Annotated in this window: 16 protein-coding genes; 11 read left to right on the top strand and 5 right to left on the bottom strand. The window is 57.5% G+C overall.

From position 1 onward, the window contains the following. Positions 1–86 precede the first annotated feature (86 nt). On the bottom strand, positions 87–1,253 hold the full coding sequence (locus NP603_RS08495; RefSeq protein ID WP_256610433.1) for an aminotransferase class V-fold PLP-dependent enzyme: 1,167 nt from the start codon (positions 1,251–1,253) through the stop codon (positions 87–89). Positions 1,254–1,583: 330 nt separating this feature from the next. Between NP603_RS08495 and NP603_RS08490 the strand changes: the two genes are divergently transcribed. Continuing rightward, the gene (locus NP603_RS08490) at positions 1,584–2,258 is read left to right on the top strand and encodes a response regulator (RefSeq protein WP_256610432.1); all 675 of its coding nucleotides are present in this window, start codon (positions 1,584–1,586) and stop codon (positions 2,256–2,258) included. Next, positions 2,251–3,675, top strand: coding sequence for a sensor histidine kinase (locus tag NP603_RS08485; protein WP_256610431.1), 1,425 nt, complete (start codon positions 2,251–2,253; stop codon positions 3,673–3,675). Before NP603_RS08490 ends, NP603_RS08485 begins: the two co-directional genes overlap by 8 nt. Here NP603_RS08485 and NP603_RS08480 read toward each other — a convergent pair. The 3 genes from NP603_RS08480 to NP603_RS08470 form a co-directional block, all read right to left on the bottom strand. Beyond that, the gene (locus NP603_RS08480; RefSeq protein ID WP_256610430.1) at positions 3,642–4,319 is read right to left on the bottom strand and encodes a response regulator; all 678 of its coding nucleotides are present in this window, start codon (positions 4,317–4,319) and stop codon (positions 3,642–3,644) included. The two genes, NP603_RS08485 and NP603_RS08480, sit on opposite strands and share 34 nt — an antisense overlap. 133 nt (positions 4,320–4,452) lie before the next feature. After that, positions 4,453–6,837, bottom strand: coding sequence for a SulP family inorganic anion transporter (locus tag NP603_RS08475; protein ID WP_256610429.1), 2,385 nt, complete (start codon positions 6,835–6,837; stop codon positions 4,453–4,455). 44 nt (positions 6,838–6,881) lie between these two features. Next, entirely contained in the window at positions 6,882–7,310 is a 429-nt protein-coding gene (locus tag NP603_RS08470) for a putative universal stress family protein (RefSeq protein ID WP_256610428.1), read from the bottom strand. Positions 7,311–7,856: 546 nt separating this feature from the next. Between NP603_RS08470 and NP603_RS08465 the strand changes: the two genes are divergently transcribed. From NP603_RS08465 to NP603_RS08450, 4 genes are all read left to right on the top strand, one after another. After that, on the top strand, positions 7,857–8,810 hold the full coding sequence (locus NP603_RS08465) for an HpcH/HpaI aldolase/citrate lyase family protein (protein WP_256610427.1): 954 nt from the start codon (positions 7,857–7,859) through the stop codon (positions 8,808–8,810). A gap of 130 nt (positions 8,811–8,940) precedes the next feature. Beyond that, positions 8,941–10,158, top strand: coding sequence for a malate--CoA ligase subunit beta (locus NP603_RS08460; RefSeq protein ID WP_256610426.1), 1,218 nt, complete (start codon positions 8,941–8,943; stop codon positions 10,156–10,158). A 24-nt stretch (positions 10,159–10,182) separates the two neighbouring features. Then, positions 10,183–11,070 carry a succinate--CoA ligase subunit alpha gene (sucD, locus tag NP603_RS08455; protein ID WP_256610425.1) on the top strand — a complete coding sequence of 296 codons (888 nt, stop codon included), beginning with the start codon at positions 10,183–10,185 and terminating at the stop codon, positions 11,068–11,070. Between the two features lie 125 nt (positions 11,071–11,195). Then, positions 11,196–15,416: a DEAD/DEAH box helicase gene (locus tag NP603_RS08450; protein ID WP_256610424.1), complete on the top strand. Its 4,221-nt coding sequence runs from the start codon at positions 11,196–11,198 to the stop codon at positions 15,414–15,416. A gap of 36 nt (positions 15,417–15,452) precedes the next feature. Here the strand turns inward: NP603_RS08450 and NP603_RS08445 are convergent, their stop codons facing one another. Next, on the bottom strand, positions 15,453–15,770 hold the full coding sequence (locus NP603_RS08445; protein ID WP_256610423.1) for a hypothetical protein: 318 nt from the start codon (positions 15,768–15,770) through the stop codon (positions 15,453–15,455). A gap of 404 nt (positions 15,771–16,174) precedes the next feature. On the opposite strand from NP603_RS08445, the gene NP603_RS08440 reads away from it, so the two are divergent. From NP603_RS08440 to NP603_RS08420, 5 genes are all read left to right on the top strand, one after another. Then, complete coding sequence (locus NP603_RS08440) at positions 16,175–18,325, top strand: adenosylcobalamin-dependent ribonucleoside-diphosphate reductase (RefSeq protein ID WP_256610422.1); 2,151 nt, start codon at positions 16,175–16,177, stop codon at positions 18,323–18,325. A gap of 20 nt (positions 18,326–18,345) precedes the next feature. Further along, positions 18,346–18,615: a type II toxin-antitoxin system toxin DhiT gene (gene dhiT, locus NP603_RS08435; protein WP_256610421.1), complete on the top strand. Its 270-nt coding sequence runs from the start codon at positions 18,346–18,348 to the stop codon at positions 18,613–18,615. 3 nt (positions 18,616–18,618) lie between these two features. Continuing rightward, positions 18,619–18,867, top strand: a complete 249-nt coding sequence (locus NP603_RS08430) for a DUF2442 domain-containing protein (protein ID WP_256610420.1) — start codon at positions 18,619–18,621, stop codon at positions 18,865–18,867. Between the two features lie 61 nt (positions 18,868–18,928). Further along, entirely contained in the window at positions 18,929–19,612 is a 684-nt protein-coding gene (locus tag NP603_RS08425) for a TSCPD domain-containing protein (protein ID WP_256610419.1), read from the top strand. Further along, positions 19,605–20,126 (top strand): DUF4760 domain-containing protein, encoded by a 522-nt coding sequence (locus NP603_RS08420; protein WP_256610418.1) that lies wholly within the window; start codon positions 19,605–19,607, stop codon positions 20,124–20,126. The genes NP603_RS08425 and NP603_RS08420 overlap by 8 nt, the downstream gene beginning before the upstream one ends. Position 20,127 lies beyond the last annotated feature (1 nt).

Below are 20,127 nucleotides of genomic sequence, written 5' to 3'. Positions count from 1 at the left end.
GGCAAACTGCCGGTAGCGGAGAGGAATGGCGCCGGTTTGCGAGCGGGCGGCGAACCGGAATTCGCCGCCCGAACCGATAGCGAGGGTTACTTCGCGGTAGAACGGTAGTATTCGATCGCCGCGGCGACGCCGCTGCCGGCCTTGATGTCGAAGCCATGGTCCAGCATCGCCATTTCCACGCCGGCGATCGCGCCCAACAAAGATACATCGTTCATATCGCCGACGTGGCCGATGCGGAATACCTTGCCGGCCACTTCGCTCAAGCCGGCGCCTAACGAAATATTGTATTTGTTGTACGCGGTGCTGATCACGTGGCGCGCGTCCTTATCGGCCGGCACGACGATGGCGGTAACGGTATCCGAAGCCCAACCTTCCTGGGCGCAGGTTTGCAAGCCCCAGGCCGCCACGGCGCGGCGCACGCCTTCGCCTAAACGGTGGTGGCGGGCGTAGACGTTTTCCATGCCTTCTGCCAGCAATAACTCCAACGCTTTACGCAAGCCGTACAGCATCGGCGTGGACGGTGTGTAAGGGGTGTAACCATCTTTATTGGATGCCGCCATGTCTTTCAATGAAAAGAACGAGCGCGGGAAGTTGCTGTTGTCGATTGCGGCCAGGGCTTTTTGGCTGAAGCCCAAGATCGCCAGGCCGGCCGGCAACATGAAGCCCTTTTGCGAGCCGGCGATACTGGCGTCAACGCCCCATTCGTCTTGGCGGAAATCGATGCTGCCGATCGCGCTGACACCGTCCGAGAACAGCAGGGCAGGGTGGCCGGCAGCGTCCAGGGCTTTGCGTACGCCGGGAATATCGCTGGTAACGCCGGTCGAAGTTTCGTTATGCGTCGCCAGAACCGCTTTGATCTCGTGGTTTTTATCTTCTCTCAGGCGAGCTTCCAGATGGTCCAGCGGAATGCCTTTGCCCCATTCGACTTGGTGGATTTCCACGTCGAAACCCAATTTTTTAGCGGCTTCCGCCCACAAATGGCCGAATTGGCCGAAACGGTAAATCAAGACTTTATCGCCCTGGTTCAAACAGTTGGTCATCGCCACTTCCCAGCCGGCGGTGCCGGTCGCCGGGAACACGAAGCATTGGCCGGTTTCGGTGCGGAACACTTTTTTCAGGTCTTCCAGAATCGGCGACAACAGTTTGGGGAAGATCGGCGAGCGGTGGTCTTCCATCGGCACGTGCATCGCGCTCAGAATTTCGTGTGGGGTGTTGGTTGGACCTGGAACAAAAAGGTGATTGCGACCCGCCATCTGCTTCTCCTTGGAATTTTAGAATCGTCGAAAATCGCGGGATGGTGCCATATAAGCCTGTTTTCGGCAAGTCGGATTGGCCGGTCCGGCATTGTCGCCCCGGCTATCGTCCGGCCTTGCCCCGTGCTCGGTCGGCGTGGGTATCGTTCGATCGGTAGCGTCCAGATTCCTGCCGCTATGCAGTTAAATTGCCCTCATTGGCAGAGCTGTTAGTAAAATCCGGGCCGTACCATTGCAAATTCCGGCTAAGGCCGGCCGATATTTCTCCCGCGGCCATACCGGTGCCTCATCCTGCGGCCGGCGCCGCAACCGCAAAACGGAAGCTCGAAAATGACGATACTTTTGGTGGAAGACGATACTGTTTTGGCGGACGGATTGATTCATGCGCTGAGTCAAAGCGGTTATCGCGTCACATGGGCTGCAACCGGTATCGGCGCGGAAGAATTAGTACAAAGCCGGAGTTTCGAACTGGCCGTGCTCGATTTGGGCCTGCCGGATATGGACGGGCTGGATTGGCTGCGCAGACTGCGCGAACGACGTATCCTGCTACCCGTACTGATTTTGACCGCGCGGGACGGAATGCGAGACCGGATCGAGGGTATCCGCCAGGGCGCAGACGACTATATGGTTAAGCCGTTTGCACTGCAGGAACTCGAAGCGAGAATCCATGCCCTGATGCGGCGCTGTCATGGCGCGTTCGGCTGTAGCACCACGGTGGGACGCTTGACGTTGGAAGCACAATTCCGCCGGATCAGCGCCGACGGCGAGCCGATCGAATTGACCGCGCGGGACTATAGGGTGTTGGAAATCCTGATGCAGCAAGCGGGCAAAGTCGTCGCCAAGGAACGTATAGGCCGCCTGCTTTCCGCCGACGACGAAACGCAAACCGATAATGCCATCGACATTTACCTGTACCGGTTACGTAAACGCATTGGCGGCTACGGCGTGGCGATTCGTACCGTGCGCGGCCTGGGCTACCTGTTGGAGGCGGGCACGGATGAATAAACTCAGAAGTTTGAAGCACCAGATGCTATTGAGTTTGAGCCTGCCGCTGGTGTTTTTCGTCGTTGCCGACTCGGTACTGTCGTATTACGTGACGCAACATTACGTCAATGAAACGTATGACCGTTGGCTGACCGATTCCGCCAAGTCGTTGATTCAGGAAATCAGGGTCAGGCAGGACATGGTATCGGTGGAATTGCCGCCGGTGGCGTTGGAAATGTTCAAATGGGATGAAGAGGACAAGATTCATTTCAAAATCGTCTCGGCCGAATATGCTCTGCTGGCCGGCGATGCGATCGTGCCCGATCCGCCATTACAGGTCGAGGACTGGTCGGTTCCCGTCGTCTACGACGCCAGCCTGAATGGGGAGCCGGCCAGAGTCGTGTCGATCCGCATTGAGTTGCGGAGTGGGGCTGAACCGGTTTTCGTTTGCGTCGCCGAAACCAAAAACAAGCGCAGGACGATGATGCGCGATTTTTTGTTGGTCGATTTGGTGACGCAGCTGCTGTTGGTGATGTTGACGGGCTTCTACCTATTGGCCGGAACCCGCCATGGCTTGCAGCCGCTACAAGTATTGGCCGGCCAGGTTGCCCGCCGTTCGCCGCGCGAATTGAGTCCGATTTCGGATATCGAAACGTTCATCGAAGTGCGCACGTTGACGGATACCATCAACGATTTGCTGGGCCAACTCCGCCAAGCCGTCGAGACGCAGAACCGTTTCATTGCCAATGCCGCGCATCAACTGAGAACGCCGTTGGCAGGCTTGAAAATCCAAGCGGAGCGGGTTCTGCGCGAACCGGGGGCGATAGCCTACGCGCCGGCCTTATTGCAGATTCGCGACTGCGCCGACCGTTTGTCGCACTTGACTTCGCAACTGCTGGTATTGGCAAAATCGGAGCCGATCAAGGGCGGTTCCGAGTTGGAGCCGGTCGATTTGCATGGGTTGTCGCGCGAGATTTGCATGGAATGGGCGCCTTTGGCTTTGCAACGGCAGATGGAACTGGCCTTTGACGGGCCGGGGCATCCGGTGTTGGTCGCGGGCGACGCTACCCTGCTTCGCGAGTTACTGGGCAATCTCCTGGATAACGCCATTCGTTACGGATTCGAGCGCGGCAATGTCTCCGTCGTGTTGCAGGAGTGGCCGCAGCCGAAGCTGACCGTATCCGACGATGGGCCGGGTATACCGGATAGCGAAATCGGTCGGGTGTTCGAACGGTTTTACCGCCTCGGTCCGGGTACCGGCTGCGGATTGGGTTTGGCGATCGTAAAGGAAATCGCCGATCTCCACCGGGCGCGGATCGAGCTCGGCCGCGGCGAGCAAGGCTCGCGCGGCACGCGTATCGAAGTGGCGTTTCCGGCCCTGCCGGCAGGCGCCGCCGGCAATGCTCAGGCTTCGCCGGAGTGTTGTTCGAGCAAATAGCCCAAACCGCGCAAGGTGCGGATGCGCGCACCGTAAGGCTTGATGCGTTTGCGCAAACGGTGGATATTGACCTCGATAGCATTGTCGCCCAATTCGTCGTCCCCGGTCGCCAGCCGTTGGGCGATCTTTTCCTTACTGACCACCCGGCCGATTTGCAACATCAGGCACTCCAGAATGCCGTACTCCCGTGCGAACAGGATCAACGGTTCGCCGTCGGCCAGGACCCTATGTTCCAGCGTATCGAGGGTAAGCCGCCCGCAGACGATGTCCTTGCTGAAATTGCCGTAACTGCGCCTAATCAAGGCATGAATCCGGGTTTCCAGTTCGGCGAGGTCGAACGGCTTGGCCATATAATCGTCCGCGCCTTTTTTCAGAGCTTCGATGCGGTCGTCGAGCGCATCGCGCGCGGTCAATACCAAAACCGGAACGGTGACCTGGCGCGTACGCAAATTCCGTAACAGTTTCTGGCCGTCCATGTCGGGCAAACCCAGGTCCAGCACGATCAGATCGAAATTTTTTGCCAGTAACATGCCTTCGGCATAGGTTGCGGTGGCCGCGGAGGTCACGTCGTAGCCGGATTGCCTCAAGGTATGGCGCAAGCCGTCCGCCAATACGGAGTCGTCTTCGACGAGTAGGATATTCATGGATTAAACGCCCAATTTATTAGTGGGCCGGCCGCCGCTGCCCTCTCGGCCACCGGCGGCTTTCGCAACCAGCCGTTGGGAGTTCGGCAGCCGGCAAGGTCGGCTTGCCGATTTTGATCCGGCGCCTTTGCCGTCAATTCGTTCTCGGGTCTTGGCGTTGCCAATAACGATTGGCCAGCAGAACCTCGCGTATCGGCGCACGGTCGTTATCATGTTTCACGACCAGCACCGGTACGGCGGAGTTCGCCATGATTTCCGCAGTCGTGCTGCCAAGCAACGCGGCGGCGGCTTGGCTGTGGCCGTGGGTGCTAATCACGATAAGGCCGGCGTTTCGCCGTTCCGCGCATTCCAGAATGGTGCGCGTCGCGTCGAAACCTTCTTCGTAAATCGGAATGACGTTGATGCCTTGGGTCTCGGCGGAAACCACAAACCGGGCAAATGCGGTTTCCTCTTCGCCGCGTTTGATCGCGTCGTGCTCTTCGTAACGAATTACCGAATCGTCAACGAACACGTGTATTGCCGAACACTCGCCGACGCCGGCGGCCCTGGCGATGGCCGCAGCCTGAGACAGGCCGGCGGCAGAGGATGCCGAGAAGTCGATAGGCACCAGTATGCTGCGGAATTCCGGGTTGCTGCCGTTGGGCACCATCCAGACGCAACCCTGGCCCAGCATTGCCAAACGGCGCGCCAACGAGCGCCGGCCGCTGCGGTCGGTACGGTGTCCGAGCAGGGTGACGTCGGATTTTGCCGCAAGCGAGTGTCCGACCAAGGCGTCGATCCGGTTGGGGCCGTGCAGCAATCGGTAATGCACTCCGGCTTTCGGCAATTTTGCGGCCAGACGCTGTTGTACGGTCTCGCGCATGCGCTCCAACAGATTGGTGGCCTCGTCTTTCGGACTGGCGACATGGACAAAGTAAAAGGTTTTGCCGATACCAAGTTCGGCAAGGCGCTCGACGTAGCGCAGCAAGCTAGCGTCTTCGTCTCTGAGCGCCAATGCGACGCTGACGTTATCGAAAATCAGCGCTGCCGCGGGGGTGTCGAGTTTTGCCGCCGGTTCGATGGGTACGGCCGCCTTATGGGCTGCCGCGGGCCTGTCGCAGAAACGGCGCGCCGCAAAATAGATTACCAGCGCGGCCAGAACCCCGGTCAGAAAGTCGGTGGCCGGCACCATCACCGCGGTAAACACCATCAGGCCGGCGTGAAAACGGTTATGGCCGAACACTTCTTTGATTTCGGAAACCTTGATCATGTTCGAGGCGACCCACAACAAGATGCCGCCGATGCAGGCCATCGGCACCAGTTCCAAATAACCGGCAATGTAATACGCCAATGTCAGTTTGAACAAGCCTTTGAAATAACCGGCCAGCGGCGTGACCGCGCCCGCCTTGATGCTGGTTGCGGTGCGGGCCAGAGCGCCGGTACAAGGAAAGCCGTTGGCCAGCGGCGTAATAATCTGCACCAACCCCTGGCCCCAGAACTCCTTGTCCGGATTGAACGGCGTTTTGCGGTTCCCGGCCAGACGGTCGGCCATCGACGAGCATAACAGGCTTTCGATGGCGGAAACGAACACGATAGCGGCGACGAAGTAGGCAATGTCGCCGACGACGCCGGCGGTGAATTCGGGCATTGCCGGCGGGGTAAAAACGAAGAAATTATTCGGAATCGAGCCGTAAATGTCGCGGACTAAAATGACGCCCTTGTCTGCCAATACCGTAGCGGCCAGCACCGTGGAAATGCCGATTGCGATCAGCGGCGCGGGGATGAAGATCGATATGCGCAGCAAACCCTTGGTCAGGATAAAGGTCATCAGGCCCAGCATGACCGACCATAGGTTGATTCTGCCGAGATTGGAAAATGCTTGCGTCAGGTTGTGCAGCAAGCCGCCTTGGATATCCTCGTCTTCTCCGAGCAGTTCGTTGAAACTTTCGATCCCGAGGATCGATTCCAGGTTGGTCAAGGCAATCGCGGTGGCGATGCCGACCGTAAAACCGACGATGATCGAATTGGGCACCAGCTTGGCGTAGCGGCCGAGTCCGAATAAACCCATCAACATCAAAATTACGCCGGCTATCACCGATACGAATACCAGGAAGCCGTGCGCCTCGGCGAAGGTGCCGCCGTTAGCTTCGCCGTATTTCTGCATCAGCCCGGCGATGATGGGGATAAAGGCTGCGGTCGGTCCGTAGACCTGGTATTTGGAGCCTCCCCAAGTTCGGCCGATAATGCAGGCCAATGCGCCGGCAATGATGCCTTGCTCGGGCCTTAGCCCCATGGCCATGGCGAAGCCCATGGCCATTGGAATTGCCGTCAGTGCGACGACCAAACCCGCGCTCATGTCGCGATAGGTGGTTTTTAGCCACGTCTCGGGAGTCAGATCTTCGAATCGGTCATCCCAGAAGGTGTTGAAGCTTTTCAGCCGTTGCAACAGAGTGACTGAAGGTTCCGGATCGGAATTGGCGAGCAGGTCCGGTGCACGGTTGGCGGCCGGCTGGTAGCGGTTTTTTTCGATTGAATTCATGGTTCCATCTCAGGGATTAACGGAGGTTAAGCGGGAGGGCCGGTTCAAATCTCGACTTCGGTGACTTTCAATTTGCTTTTCCGGATGAACGGAAGCGGGTCGAAGCTGTCCTTCCGGTGCAGCGCCAGCCGGTAATGTTTCGGAATTACCGCCTCGTCGATCTGGTTCCCCGCCAAAAAGTTATTGAAGGCGGCTTGGTTCCAACCGGTGAACAGATCGGTTCTGATCGATATGTCTTTATCGGCATGCCTGCGCAGCATGGCACGATAGGCATTGACGTAGTCGCGGCTGCGCAGGCCGCGGATGGTCTCGATCTTGGAGAAAAACAACAAATCGGAGATCGAATCGGGTAACGACATGCAATAGGTCAAAACAATGTCGAGCGGACGGCTTTCGGAATGGGAAATGACGTGTTCGACCAATTGCAGAGAGGGCTCCGAAAAATCGGTCGGCACTAATACGGTTTTTTTCATGGCAGCCACTTATCTGATTGTTGGGTGGCGTCGATTCTAGCCACCGCAACTTTCACCGGGCTTACATGAAACTTACATCAACCTTTCGTCCGGACTCATTTCGCCAGTCCGGGGGAGGCGGGTTGCCAATGCCGTTATCCAGGGCTGCAGGGAAGTGAATGCCCTCTGGCACCTGGGTTCCGGTAATTCCGGCCGTAACGACGGAATTCTCTTGAACTTAAGGGCTTCGGGCCGCTCGAGCCGTGTAGCATCTAGGTCGCTACCGGGATGGGGCGGCGCATTTTTCGAAACGTCCGCGGGGCGGGGAATAGAATCCGATGGCGTATTGGCGCTTGCATTCGGTTGTAGTCCCTGCCTGCATTTTCAGTCCGCGGAAGCTGCGTCGGCTGGGCCTGCCGGAAATAGCGCCGCCGTTTGCCGGAAAAGTCCTGTAAATGCCCGTTAGCGTTGACTTTACTCACCCCGAAAGTAAAATGGCGGGCTATTTTTAGCCAAGAAGCAACGGCCGATTCCGCCGTTTGCTCTCAGACCTTAGGAAAAGTATTCATGAGCCACACTCTTTACCAAGCCAATGCCCAACGGGTGCAACGTTGCGAACTGGCGGTGCCGGGTTCCAATCCGGATATGTTCGAAAAAGCCCTGAAAAGTGGTGTGGACTACATCTTTTTGGATCTGGAAGACGCGGTCGCGCCCGACGATAAACTGCAAGCCCGCAAAAACGTGATCCAGGCCATCAACGATCTGGACTGGGAAGGCCACGGCATCACCCTGTCGGTGCGGATTAACGGCCTCGATACCCAGTACATGGTGCGCGACGTGGTCGATCTGGTCGAGCAGGCCGGCAGCAAGATCAAAACCTTGTTGGTGCCTAAAGTCGGCGTTTACGGCGACGTCTACATGGTCGAGGCGATGCTGAACCAATTGGAGATGCAGCAAGGCCTGAAAAACCGGATTGGTATCGAGGCTCTGATCGAAACCGCGCTGGGCATGGCCAATGTCGAAGACATCGCCAAGCAAGGCGCCATCGGCGGCCGGCTGGAGGCCTTGCATTTCGGCGTCGCCGATTATGCGGCCAGCAACCGGGCTCGCACCGTCAACATTGGCGGTTTGAACCCGGATTATCCGGGCGACCAGTGGCATTTCGCGATCAGCCGGATGACGGTGGCTTGCCGCGCCTATGGTTTGCGGCCGATCGACGGTCCGTTCGGCGATATCAAGGATCCGGAAGGTTACAAAGCCGGCGCCCGCCGCGCCGCCGCGTTGGGTTGCGAAGGCAAATGGGCGATTCATCCGTCGCAAATCGCCTTGGCCAATGAAGTGTTCACGCCGCCGCCGGCCGAAGTCGAAAAAGCCAAACGTATTCTGGAAGCTTTGAAAGAAGCCGCCGCCCAAGGCAAAGGCGCCGCGGCGTTGGACGGCCGTTTGATCGACGCCGCCTCCGAGCGCATGGCCAACAACATCGTGCGCATGGCCGAAGCGATCGCCGCCAAAACTCGATAAAAAATTAAGTAGGTTGGGTTAGCCGATAGGCGTAACCCAACACGACGGCTTTAAATGTTGGGTTACGCTTCGCTTTTATGCCCTGCGGGTTAAACCCAACCTACATTTTCTAATTCCACGAGAGAGATTCATGGACATTCATGAGTACCAAGCAAAACAATTGCTGTCCGAATACGGCGTAAAGATCGCCGACGGCGGCTTGGCTTATAGCCCGGAGGACGCCGTGCAGCGGGCGCGCGAGATCGGCGGCCATGTTTGGGTGGTCAAGGCCCAGATCCATTCCGGCGCCCGCGGCAAAGCCGGCGGCATCAAGGTTTGCAAAACCCACGAGGAAGTCAGCGATGCCGCCAACGCCTTGTTGGGTAAACGCCTGGTCACTCACCAAACCGGTCCGGCCGGCAAACAATGCCTGCGCCTGTATGTCGAAGCCGGCACCGATATCGCCAAGGAACTGTATTTCAGTTTGCTGATCGACCGCGCCCACGAAAAGATCGTCATGGTCGGGTCGGCGCAAGGCGGTATGGAAATCGAAGAATTGGCCGAGACCAATCCGGATGCGATCAAAAAAATCCACATCGAGCCGGCGGTCGGCTTGCAGGATTTTCAAGCTCGGGAAATGGCGTTCGCGCTGGGCCTGGATGCCGACCAGGTGCCGCATGCGGTTAAACTGATTCAAGGCTGCTACCGCGCGATGCGCGATCTGGACGCCAACATGGTCGAGATCAACCCGTTGGTCGTGACCGGCCACGGCGACATCATCGCCCTGGATGCGAAAATGGGCTTCGACGACAACGCTTTGTTCCGCCGCCAAAAAATTTCCGAATTGCGCGACAAAACTCAGGAAGATCCGCGGGAAATGGCCGCGGCCGACCGCGGTTTGAGCTATGTCGGCCTGGACGGCGACATCGGCTGCATGATCAACGGTGCCGGCTTGGCGATGGCGACGATGGACATGATTAAGTTGGCGGGTGGCGAGCCGGCCAACTTTCTCGATGTCGGCGGCGGCGCCTCGGCGGAACGGACCGAAAAAGCCTTCCGCATGGTATTGCAGGACAAGAACGTCAAGGCCATGCTGGTCAATATCTTCGCCGGCATCAACCGTTGCGACTGGATCGCCGAAGGCGTGGTCCAGGCCGTGAAAAACATCGACATGAAAGTGCCGTTGGTGGTACGCCTGTCCGGTACCAACGTCGAGTTGGGCCGTAAAATCATCGAAGACAGCGGGCTACCGATCATTACCGCCGACACGCTGGCGGAAGCCGCCGAGAAGGCGGTTGCAGCCCGCAACGAAGTCGTCGCCGGTCGCTACCAGCCTCCTGCTTCACGCGACACTGTTACGTCCCTGTAAGGCGCGCAAGGATAAGGAAACACTATGGCAATTTTTATCGATAAATCCACCCGCATCATCGTTCAAGGTTTTACCGGCAAGATCGGTACCTTCCATGCCCAAGACATGATCAACTACGGCTCCAACGTGGTCGGCGGCATTACGCCGGGCAAGGGCGGCCAAAAACATCTGGACCGGCCGGTATTCAATACCGTCAAGGAAGCGGTCGAGCAGGCCGGCGCCGAGGCCAGCATCGTCTTCGTGCCGCCTGCTTACGCGGCCGATTCGATCATGGAAGCCGCCGAAGCCGGCATCAAGTATTGCGTGGCGATCACCGACGGCATCCCGACCCAGGATATGATGAAAGTCAAAATCTTCCTGAGCCGGTTTCCGAAAGAAAAGCGCATGGTCCTGACCGGGCCCAACTGCGCCGGCACGATCAGCCCGGGCAAGTCGATGCTGGGCATCATGCCGGGCCACATCTACATGCCCGGCAACGTCGGCATCGTCGGCCGTTCCGGCACCCTGGGTTACGAGGCCGCCGACCAAATGAAACGTCTGGGCATAGGTGTGTCGACCTCGGTCGGTATCGGCGGCGACCCGATCAACGGCAGCTCGCATCGCGATATTTTCGAACGCTTCGAGCAGGATCCGGAAACCAAGGTGGTCATGATGATCGGCGAGATCGGCGGACCGCAGGAAGTCGAAGCCGGCCAGTTTGCCAAGGAAAACATGAGCAAGCCGGTCGTCGCCTACATTGCCGGCTTGACCGCGCCGAAGGGCCGCCGCATGGGCCATGCCGGCGCGATCATTTCCGCATCCGGCGAGTCGGCGGCGGAAAAGGTCGAAATGTTGCAACAATTCGGCGTAACCATCGCGCCGACGCCGGCAGCGATGGGGGAAACCGTGGCCAAAGTGCTCGCCAAACTGTAAACCGGTTTAGGCCTAAGTTCACCAAAGCCCGCCCTTGCGGGCTTTTTTATGCCATTTGCCGGCGCTCGGCTTCATCCGGCGCCGGCAAACTGGTACTATCGCTGGTTTTTGTTTTCCGTCGCAACATGCAATCCGCACGTTTAATAGAGCGCCTGACAGCTTACCAATCCCTGACCGCCGACCAGCAAACCGTCATGAAGTTGTTGGCGCTGTGTTACGGCTATAGCTCGTTGACCAATCTGGCTAAGTGTCTGGCCAACATTGGCATCAAGGAGGCCGGGAAGGCGCTGAAGTCGGAAGTGGTTAAAAGCCGCCTGAAGCCGTTATTGAAACTGGGGTTGGTCGAGGAGAACGCTAAATCCGGCGGAACCCGCTGTTGCCGGACCTTGGTCGAAGTCATTGCCCGGCAGATGGTCGATGCCGGCGAATTCTCGCGTTACGCCTCCGCGGTACTGGCCGCCAATCCGCCGAGTATCGGCTATTACCGTTACAGCTGCGTCGACGATTGTATCCGTGAAGCGCGGTTGCAGTTTTACCGCGGCGATTACCGCAAGGCCGACGAATGCCTGGAAAGCGGTGCCCGCTATCTGGGCAAATTGCCGGCTACCAACGAATTGTATTTGTCCTGGTTTTTGAATCCGCTCGACAGCGCCTGGTACCGTAAAAACCATCCGCAATTACTGGCTGGACTAGCCGGATTCGCCGGCTTGCACCAGTTACTGTACCTTTATGCCGATCCGAAGCTCGACGAATTACTGGCGGCGTTGATGTTTGCCGATAACGGCGAAGGTCTGGATTTTCTGAATCGGGTCGCTCTGGAACTGCAGCTACTGCGCGGTGACTGGGAAACGGTTGAGACCAGGACCCGCGGCACTGCGGATCCCGAATTGCAGGCGCTCGGCGCAGCATTGGCTTTTCTGCGCGGCGACTATGCCGAGGCCGTCAAACTGTACGATACCGCGCTGACGGCGCAACGCAAACTAGCCGGCCAGCGCAACGCCTATTTTTACGGTCTGGCCGGCGTGTTTTATCCGCTGGCGATTCTGAAGCACAACGACGCCAAGCAACGCGCCAAGCTCGGTACGCTGCTCAATCAAGCGATCAAAGGCGATGGTTACTGGATCGGCGTCTACCACGATCTGGCCTTGTTCAACCGCTTTCTGCAAGGCGAACTGCCATTGCGCAGCCAATTGCTGGCGCCCGATCCGCCCTACAAAATCGGGGATGGCTACCGCGACAGCGGATTGCCGGAGACTCTGCATGCGCCGCCGTTGCTGCTGCACGTGTTGTCGTTGCTGGTCAAATTTTGGGTCAAGGCCGACCATTTCCAGCGGGTTGAGCCGCTGACGCAGAAACTTTACCGGCATTTGCAGGATAACGGCTACCGCTGGCCGGCCGCCGAGCTGGCGAATGTTTTGAAAACCATCGAGCCGCCGCGCTCGCAACAATGGGATTGCGGTTTTCTGCAAGGCCGCCCGGCCTTGAGCGATTTGTTCGCCAGCCGCGCCGATTGGGAATTGGCGCTGGATGCGCTGGCCAATTTGCCGCTGGCCGACAGGAAAGTTGCCGCCGCACCGGCGATCGATAAACCCACCCGCTTGATCTGGCTGTTGACTTACGACGAGAACGGCCACCGGGTGCGGATCGAGCCGCGCGAGCAAAAGCTGCAAGCCAAAGGCAGTTGGAGCAAGGGGCGGGCCGTGGCCTTGAAGCGGCTGGCGCAGGAAACTGATCAGTTCGATTATCTGACCGAACAAGATCTGAAGTTGTGTGCCCACATCAAGGAATACCGCGATAGCGGTTGGTACGGCGGTTCCACATTCTTCGATTTCGACAGCGGCATGCCGCAGGCGTTGATCGGTCACCCGTTACTGTTCTGGGCCGATGCGCCCGACGCCAAAGTCGAAGTACTGAAAGGCGATGCCGAACTGCGGGTCAAGAAGTTGGAAGGCGGCGACAAAATCAAGATCACGCTGGAGCCGCAACCCGGTTACGAACAGAAATTCCACGTCGGCAAGGAAACGCCGACTCGGCTGCGGGTGGTCGAATTCAGCGCTGAACACCATAAAATCCACGGCGTGCTCGGGCCCAACGGCCTTGAAGCTCCGGCGTCGGCGCAGGAACGGGTGCTGCAAGCCCTGACCGCCATCTCCGGCGTGCTGACGGTCCATTCCGATATCGGCGGCAGTTCCGCCAACGCCGAGCAGGTTGCGGCCGACAGTACCCCGCGCGTGCATCTGCTGCCGTTGGGCGAGGGCTTGCGGGTCGCGGTTCTGATTCGGCCGTTGGCCGACGGCGGCGCCTATTACCGGCCCGGCCATGGCGGCGAGAGTGTGCTGGCCGAGCTTGACGGGCGTCCGGTGCAGGCCGTGCGCGATTTGGCGCTGGAAAAACAGCGCGCCGCCGGCGTATTGCAAGCCTGCCCGGCACTGGCTCTGGCCGAACAGGACGCGGCCGGCGAATATCTGCTGGAAGACGTCGAGCAATGCCTGGAATTGCTGTTGCAACTGCAAAGTTTTGATCAAGGCCAGGCCATTCTGGAGTGGCCGGAAGGCGTCAAATTCAAGCTGCTCGGCCAGGCGACCGGCACCGGCTTGAACATGCAGGTCCGGCGCGACAACGATTGGTTCAGCGTCCAGGGCGAGTTGCGCGTCGACGAGAATACCGTGGTCGAGATTCGGCAATTGCTGGGTTTGTTGGACGAGCGCCAGGGCCGCTTCCTGAAACTGAAAGACGGCCAATTTTTTGCTTTGACCGAAGAATTCCGCCGCCGGCTGGAGGATTTAAAGGCTTACGCCGATTTGACCGGCAAGAAAGTCCGGCTCAATCCGCTGGCGGCATTGACGCTGGAAGATTGGCAGGACGAGGCCGGTTTTCAGGCCGACCAGCATTGGCAGAACCAGTTGCAACGGCTTAAAGACTCGCGCGACTACCAGCCGCAACTGCCGTCGACGTTTCAGGCCGAGCTGCGCGACTACCAGGTGGCCGGCTTTCGCTGGCTGGCGCGGTTGGCGCATTGGGGCGTTGGCGCCTGTCTGGCCGACGACATGGGCCTGGGCAAGACCGTCCAGGGCTTGGCCCTGCTGTTGGCGCGGGCGCCGGACGGACCCAGTCTGATCGTCGCGCCGACTTCGGTCTGCATGAACTGGGAAAACGAGGCGCGCCGCTTCGCGCCGACCTTGAATCCGCAAATCCTGGCCGGCGGCGATCGCCAAGGTGTGATCGAGGGACTGGGGCCTTACGACCTGCTGATTTGCAGTTACGGCTTGCTGCAACAGGAGACGGTTGCGGAGATGCTGGCCAAGATCCGGTTCCGGACCGCGATTCTGGACGAAGCGCAATGGATCAAAAATATCGCCACCCGCCGCTCGCAAGGGGCGATGAATTTGCAGGCCGATTTCAAAATGATCATGACCGGCACGCCGCTGGAAAACCATTTGGGCGAGCTGTGGAACCTGTTCCGTTTTATCAACCCGGGCTTGTTGGGCTCGCTGGAACAATTCAACCGCCAATTCGCCGGGCCGATCGAGCGCGACGCCAACGCCGAAGCCCGCTACCGGCTGAAAAAACTGATTCAACCCTTCATTCTGCGCCGCACCAAAACCCAAGTGTTGCAGGAATTGCCGCCGCGGACCGAGATACCGGTTTACGTCGAACTCAGTGCGGAAGAAATGGCATTTTACGAAGCGCTACGCCGGGAAACTCTGGAAGCCTTGGCCAGTGCCGACGCGCCGGCCGGGCAACAACAATTGCAGATTTTGGCGGCAATCAGCAAGTTGCGCCGCAGTTGCTGCAATACCCGTTTGGTGAATTCCGGCGTGGCCTTACCCAGCAGTAAATTGGCGGCGTTCGGCGACATTGTCGACGAATTGCTGGACAACAAGCACAAAGCCCTGGTGTTCAGCCAGTTCGTCGACCATCTGCAATTGATCAGGGAATACGTCGAGCGGCGCGGCATCGCTTACCAGTATCTGGACGGCAGTACCCCGGCCAAGGAGCGCCAGCAGCGGGTGGATGCTTTTCAGCGCGGCGACGGCGAGCTGTTTCTGATCAGTCTGAAAGCCGGCGGCGTCGGTCTGAACCTGACCGCCGCGGATTATGTGATTCACATGGATCCATGGTGGAACCCGGCTGTGGAAGATCAGGCCTCCGACCGTGCTCACCGCATGGGCCAGCAGCGGCCGGTAACGATTTACCGGATGATCGCCAAGCAGACCATCGAGGAAAAAATCGTTGCGCTGCACGGCCACAAACGCGATCTGGCCGATAGCCTGCTGGACGGCGCCGACGTCAGCGGCAAAGTCTCGGCGGACGAACTGCTGAGTCTGATGAAAGGTGACGCCTGATACAAAAAATCCGGCCGCAGCCGGATTTTTTCAAGGTTATTGCCGCCGCAAATTGTGTTTCTTACGGGCGATGTTGCGGCTGGCCTTGTTTTGCTGGTGATTCAGCCGGGCGCGCTCCGCCAGCGTCACGGTGCCGTCGGCCTGAGCGACGTTTTCCTGGCGTTCGATCCGCATCTGTTGGTGCTCCAGGCGATTGGCTTCGCGTTGGGTCAATGCTCCGGACTCGACGCCTTGCTCGATGCGTTGTTGCTGGATTTCCTGGCGGCGGTCGACGCGCGGCATGTCGACCTCGGCCCAGGCGGTTTGGCAAAGCAGCGTAACGGCCAACAAGCCGGCTTGGTTAAAACTCTTCATTTGTGCCTCTTCGAAAAAATGAATATCCCACCGCCGCTGATGCGGCAGGGTGGCCGTCCGGCGCGTTAGAAATACCGCACCGGTAGCGGCATTTTAGCCCGGTTTATTAACTCCGCCTTAACTCGCCGCCGCTGGCGGGGCCGGCGATCATTGCCTGCGGAATTAACACTTTCCGCTAAGCCGTTGAGTTAAAAAAACAACTGCAAAAATAGCGAAGCACTAGTAAAAAAACCTGCTTTCAACACAATATCTTGTGCTAATATTTTTATAAAGCACTATATACAGTATGCGTTAGCGATGGGCATTTTATGCCGCAACGCTTGCCGCATCGAACTTTGCGGCGACCCGGCCAGCCGGCGACACCGTTCCGTAAACCACTCAAAGCATAAAAAGGGAAGCCACGAATGACCGCAAAACTTCATGTTGTGACGCCAAACGATACCGACATTCCGCTGCAAAGCGCTTCGCTGGACATCTGGGACAGCAAGTACCGTTTGAAGACCAAGGACGGCCGCGCCATCGACGAAACCATCGACGACACTTACAAGCGGGTCGCCAAGGCCTTGTCCAGCGTCGAGAAAACCAAAGCCCTGCAGGACAAGCATTACAAGGAATTTCTGTGGGCCTTGCGCAAGGGCGTCATTCCTGCCGGCCGTATCGTTTCCAACGCCGGCGCGCTGGAGCATAAGCCGGCCACGTCGACCATCAACTGCACCGTGTCCGGCATCATCGAAGACTCGATGGACGACATCCTGCGCAAAGTCCACGAAGCCGGCCTGACCTTGAAAGCCGGCTGCGGCATCGGCTATGAGTTTTCCACTCTGCGCCCGCGCGACGCCTACGTCTCCGGCGCCGGCGCCTACACCTCCGGCCCGCTGTCGTTCATGGATATCTACGACAAGATGTGCTTTACCGTCTCGTCCGCCGGCGGCCGCCGCGGCGCGCAAATGGCCACCTTCGACGTGGCCCACCCGGACGTGGTCGATTTCATCCGCGCCAAGCGCGAAGACGGCCGCTTGCGCCAATTCAACCTGTCGCTGTTGATTACCAGCGAATTCGTCGAGGCGGTGAAAAACAACGGCCAGTGGCCGTTGTCGTTCCCGGTCACCGAGCGCGAAGCCAACGCCGACAAACTGGATTTGACCGACACCAGCAAAATCATCTGGCGCGATCTGCCCAACAAGGCCGGCTACGTCGTCAACCAAGACGGTCTGGTGGCCTGCCGGATCACCAAAGTCATGCCGGCCCGCCGCCTGTGGGACATCATCATGTCCTCCACTTACGATTACGCCGAACCCGGTTTCATCTTGATCGACAAGGTCAACGAGATGAACAACAACTGGTTCTGCGAGCACATTCGCGCCACCAACCCCTGCGGCGAGCAGCCGCTGCCGCCTTACGGCTCCTGCCTGCTCGGTTCGATCAACCTGACCCGCTTCGTCCAGCAACCGTTCGGTAAGGAAGCGTCGTTCGATTGGGACGATTACCGCAAGACCATCCGCATCTTCACTCGCATGCTGGACAACGTGGTCGAGATCAACGGCCTGCCGCTGGAAAAACAGCGCGACGAAATCATCGGCAAACGCCGCCACGGCATGGGTTATCTGGGCCTGGGTTCGACCATCACCATGCTGGGCATGAAATACGGCGATGCCGATTCGCTGGCCTTTACCGAACAAGTCACCAAGGAATTGGCTTTGGAAGGCTGGCGCACCGGCCTGGAGCTGGCCAAAGAAAAAGGCCCGGCGCCGATCATGGAGCAGATGTTCGAAGTGACCGGCGAAATGCTGCACAAACGTCCGGAAATGAAAGCCGACGGCTACAAACTCGGCGACCAGGTGCCGGGCCGCGTTTTGCACGCCAAGTACAGTCGCTACATGCAGAAAGTCGCCCAGGAAGAACCGGAATTGGTGGCGGAACTGGCCGAAGTCGGCTGCCGCTTTACCCACCACAGCTCGATCGCGCCGACCGGCACCATCTCCTTGTCGCTGGCCAACAACGCCAGCAACGGCATCGAACCCAGCTTCGCCCACCACTATTCGCGCAACGTGATCCGCGAGGGTAAAAAGTCCAAGGAAAAAATCGACGTGTTCTCGTTCGAACTGCTGGCCTACCGCCATCTTGTCAATCCCGACGCGATGCCGTACAGCGACGATCCCAGGCAAAAACTGCCGGACTATTTCATCGCTGCCGACGATATCAGCCCGAAACAACACGTCGACATCCAGGCCGCCGCCCAACGCTGGATCGACTCGTCGATCTCCAAAACCGCCAACGTGCCGACCGACTACCCGTACGAAGACTTCAAGTCGATCTACGAATACGCCTACGAACAAGGCCTGAAAGGCTGCACCACCTTCCGCTTCAACCCGGAAGTGTTCCAGGGCGTGCTGGTCAAGGAATCGGATCTGGAAAACACCACCTACCAGTTCACGCTGGAAGATGGCCACGTGGTCGAATTCAAAGGCAACGACGAAGTGGAATACGACGGCGAAATCCACACTGCGGCCAACTTGTTCGATGCGTTGAAGGAAGGCTATTACGGCAAGTTTTGATTCGTCTTGGGAGAATTGCCATGCCAGCGATTTCAATGTTTTACGGCATCATCGTCTATATGTATTTTCTGGATAACAAGCAGCACAAACTGCCGCATATCCATGCCAAATACCAAGATCACGAAGTCGTAGTCGCAATTCCCGAAGGCGAAGTTCTGGAAGGCGAGATACCCAAAGCCCAAATGAAATTGCTGCAAGCTTGGATCGAGCTGCATAAGGACGAACTGATTGCCGACTGGCAACTGGCTGTTACCGGCGAGCAACCCTATAAAATCGAACCGTTGAGGTAAGCCATGAATCCGAGAGTCAAATCGGTACAAGCCAGCGACGACTACTCGTTAATGTTGGAGTTCACCGACGGTAGTCAAGGCGTTTACGACTGCAAACCCTTGTTGGATTTCGGCGTATTCAAGGAATTGAGAGACAGGCAGTATTTCAAACGCGCCGCAGTGGTCGATGGCACGGTGGTCTGGCCGCACGAGCAGGATATTTGCCCGGATACGCTCTACCTCGATTCGGTAAAACTGGCAAACGCCTCCTGATTTTTAAGAACATACACGGCTCGTTACATCGGCGAGTCGACAACCTTTTTAGGTAAACGACATGACCCTACACAAAATCAACAAAAAAATCGTCGGCTACAAAGTGCTGAGCAAAGACAGCGCGGAAGCGGTGCAACAACCGGAAGCGGAAAAACCCTCGCTGGAGTCGATGCACGAAAACGTCGAGCGGCCGGAAATGCTGCTCGGCTCGACATATAAAATCAAAACCCCGCAGTCCGAGCACGCCTTGTACATCACCATCAATGACATGCTGCTCAACGAAGGTACCGCGCACGAAGAGCGCCGGCCCTACGAAATCTTCATCAACTCCAAGAACATGGAGCATTTTCAGTGGGTACTGGCCTTGACCCGGGTTATCTCGGCGGTGTTTCGTAAAGGCGGCGACGCCACGTTTTTGGTGGAAGAGTTGAAAGCGGTATTTGACCCGCGCGGCGGCTATTTCAAAAAGGGCGGCGTGTTCATGCCGTCCTTGGTCGCCGAAATCGGTTCCGCGATCGAGTCGCACCTGAAGCATATCGGCATGATCAAGCCGGAAAAGCTCAGCGACCATCACCAGAAGTTATTGGACGAAAAGCGGCGCGAATTCGAGGCCTTGCACGGCACGACGGAAGGGCAGGCGTTTCCGGAGAAGGCGGTGCTGTGTAATAAATGTTCGACTAAGGCGATGGTGTTGATGGATGGGTGTATGACTTGTTTGAATTGTGGGGAGTCGAAGTGTGGGTGATTTTATGTTTGATTTAAATACAGCAACAGTCTTATCTGCTTGGGGAACTATTGCCTCTGCAGTTGTGGCAATAATTGGTCTTGGTATTTCTGTATTTATACACAAAAATCAAAAGATACTAACTAAACAAATCAATGACAGCCAAATATTGTTAACCACAAAAATAAATGATAGCCAACAGCTACTCGCGCAACGTCAATTAATTGTTCCGCTTTGGGATTATATATCGGATTTAAATGAAATCGATCCGCTGCAGCCGGTGACACCTGATATTGTAAAAGCAGTTAATACTTTAGAACTTGTTGCACTGTGCTGCGAAGGTGGAATGATTGATGAAAAGATAATCAAGAGAACATTTAGCGACAATTATATGTCTATGTACAGAGCAATAGAGTCTTGTAATATTGTTCCAGGCTTAAGTAAATCTGGAAAACAACTTCTGTTGGATTCTAAAGCTACTAGTCTTTTCTATGAAAAGCTTAAAAATGAACACTTAAATAGTAACGCAATTTAAT

Source organism: Methylomonas aurea (assembly GCF_024505045.1).
Lineage (GTDB): Bacteria > Pseudomonadota > Gammaproteobacteria > Methylococcales > Methylomonadaceae > Methylomonas > Methylomonas aurea.
The sequence above is the reverse complement of the archived record's forward strand: the minus strand, read 5'-3'. Positions and strand labels throughout refer to the sequence as shown.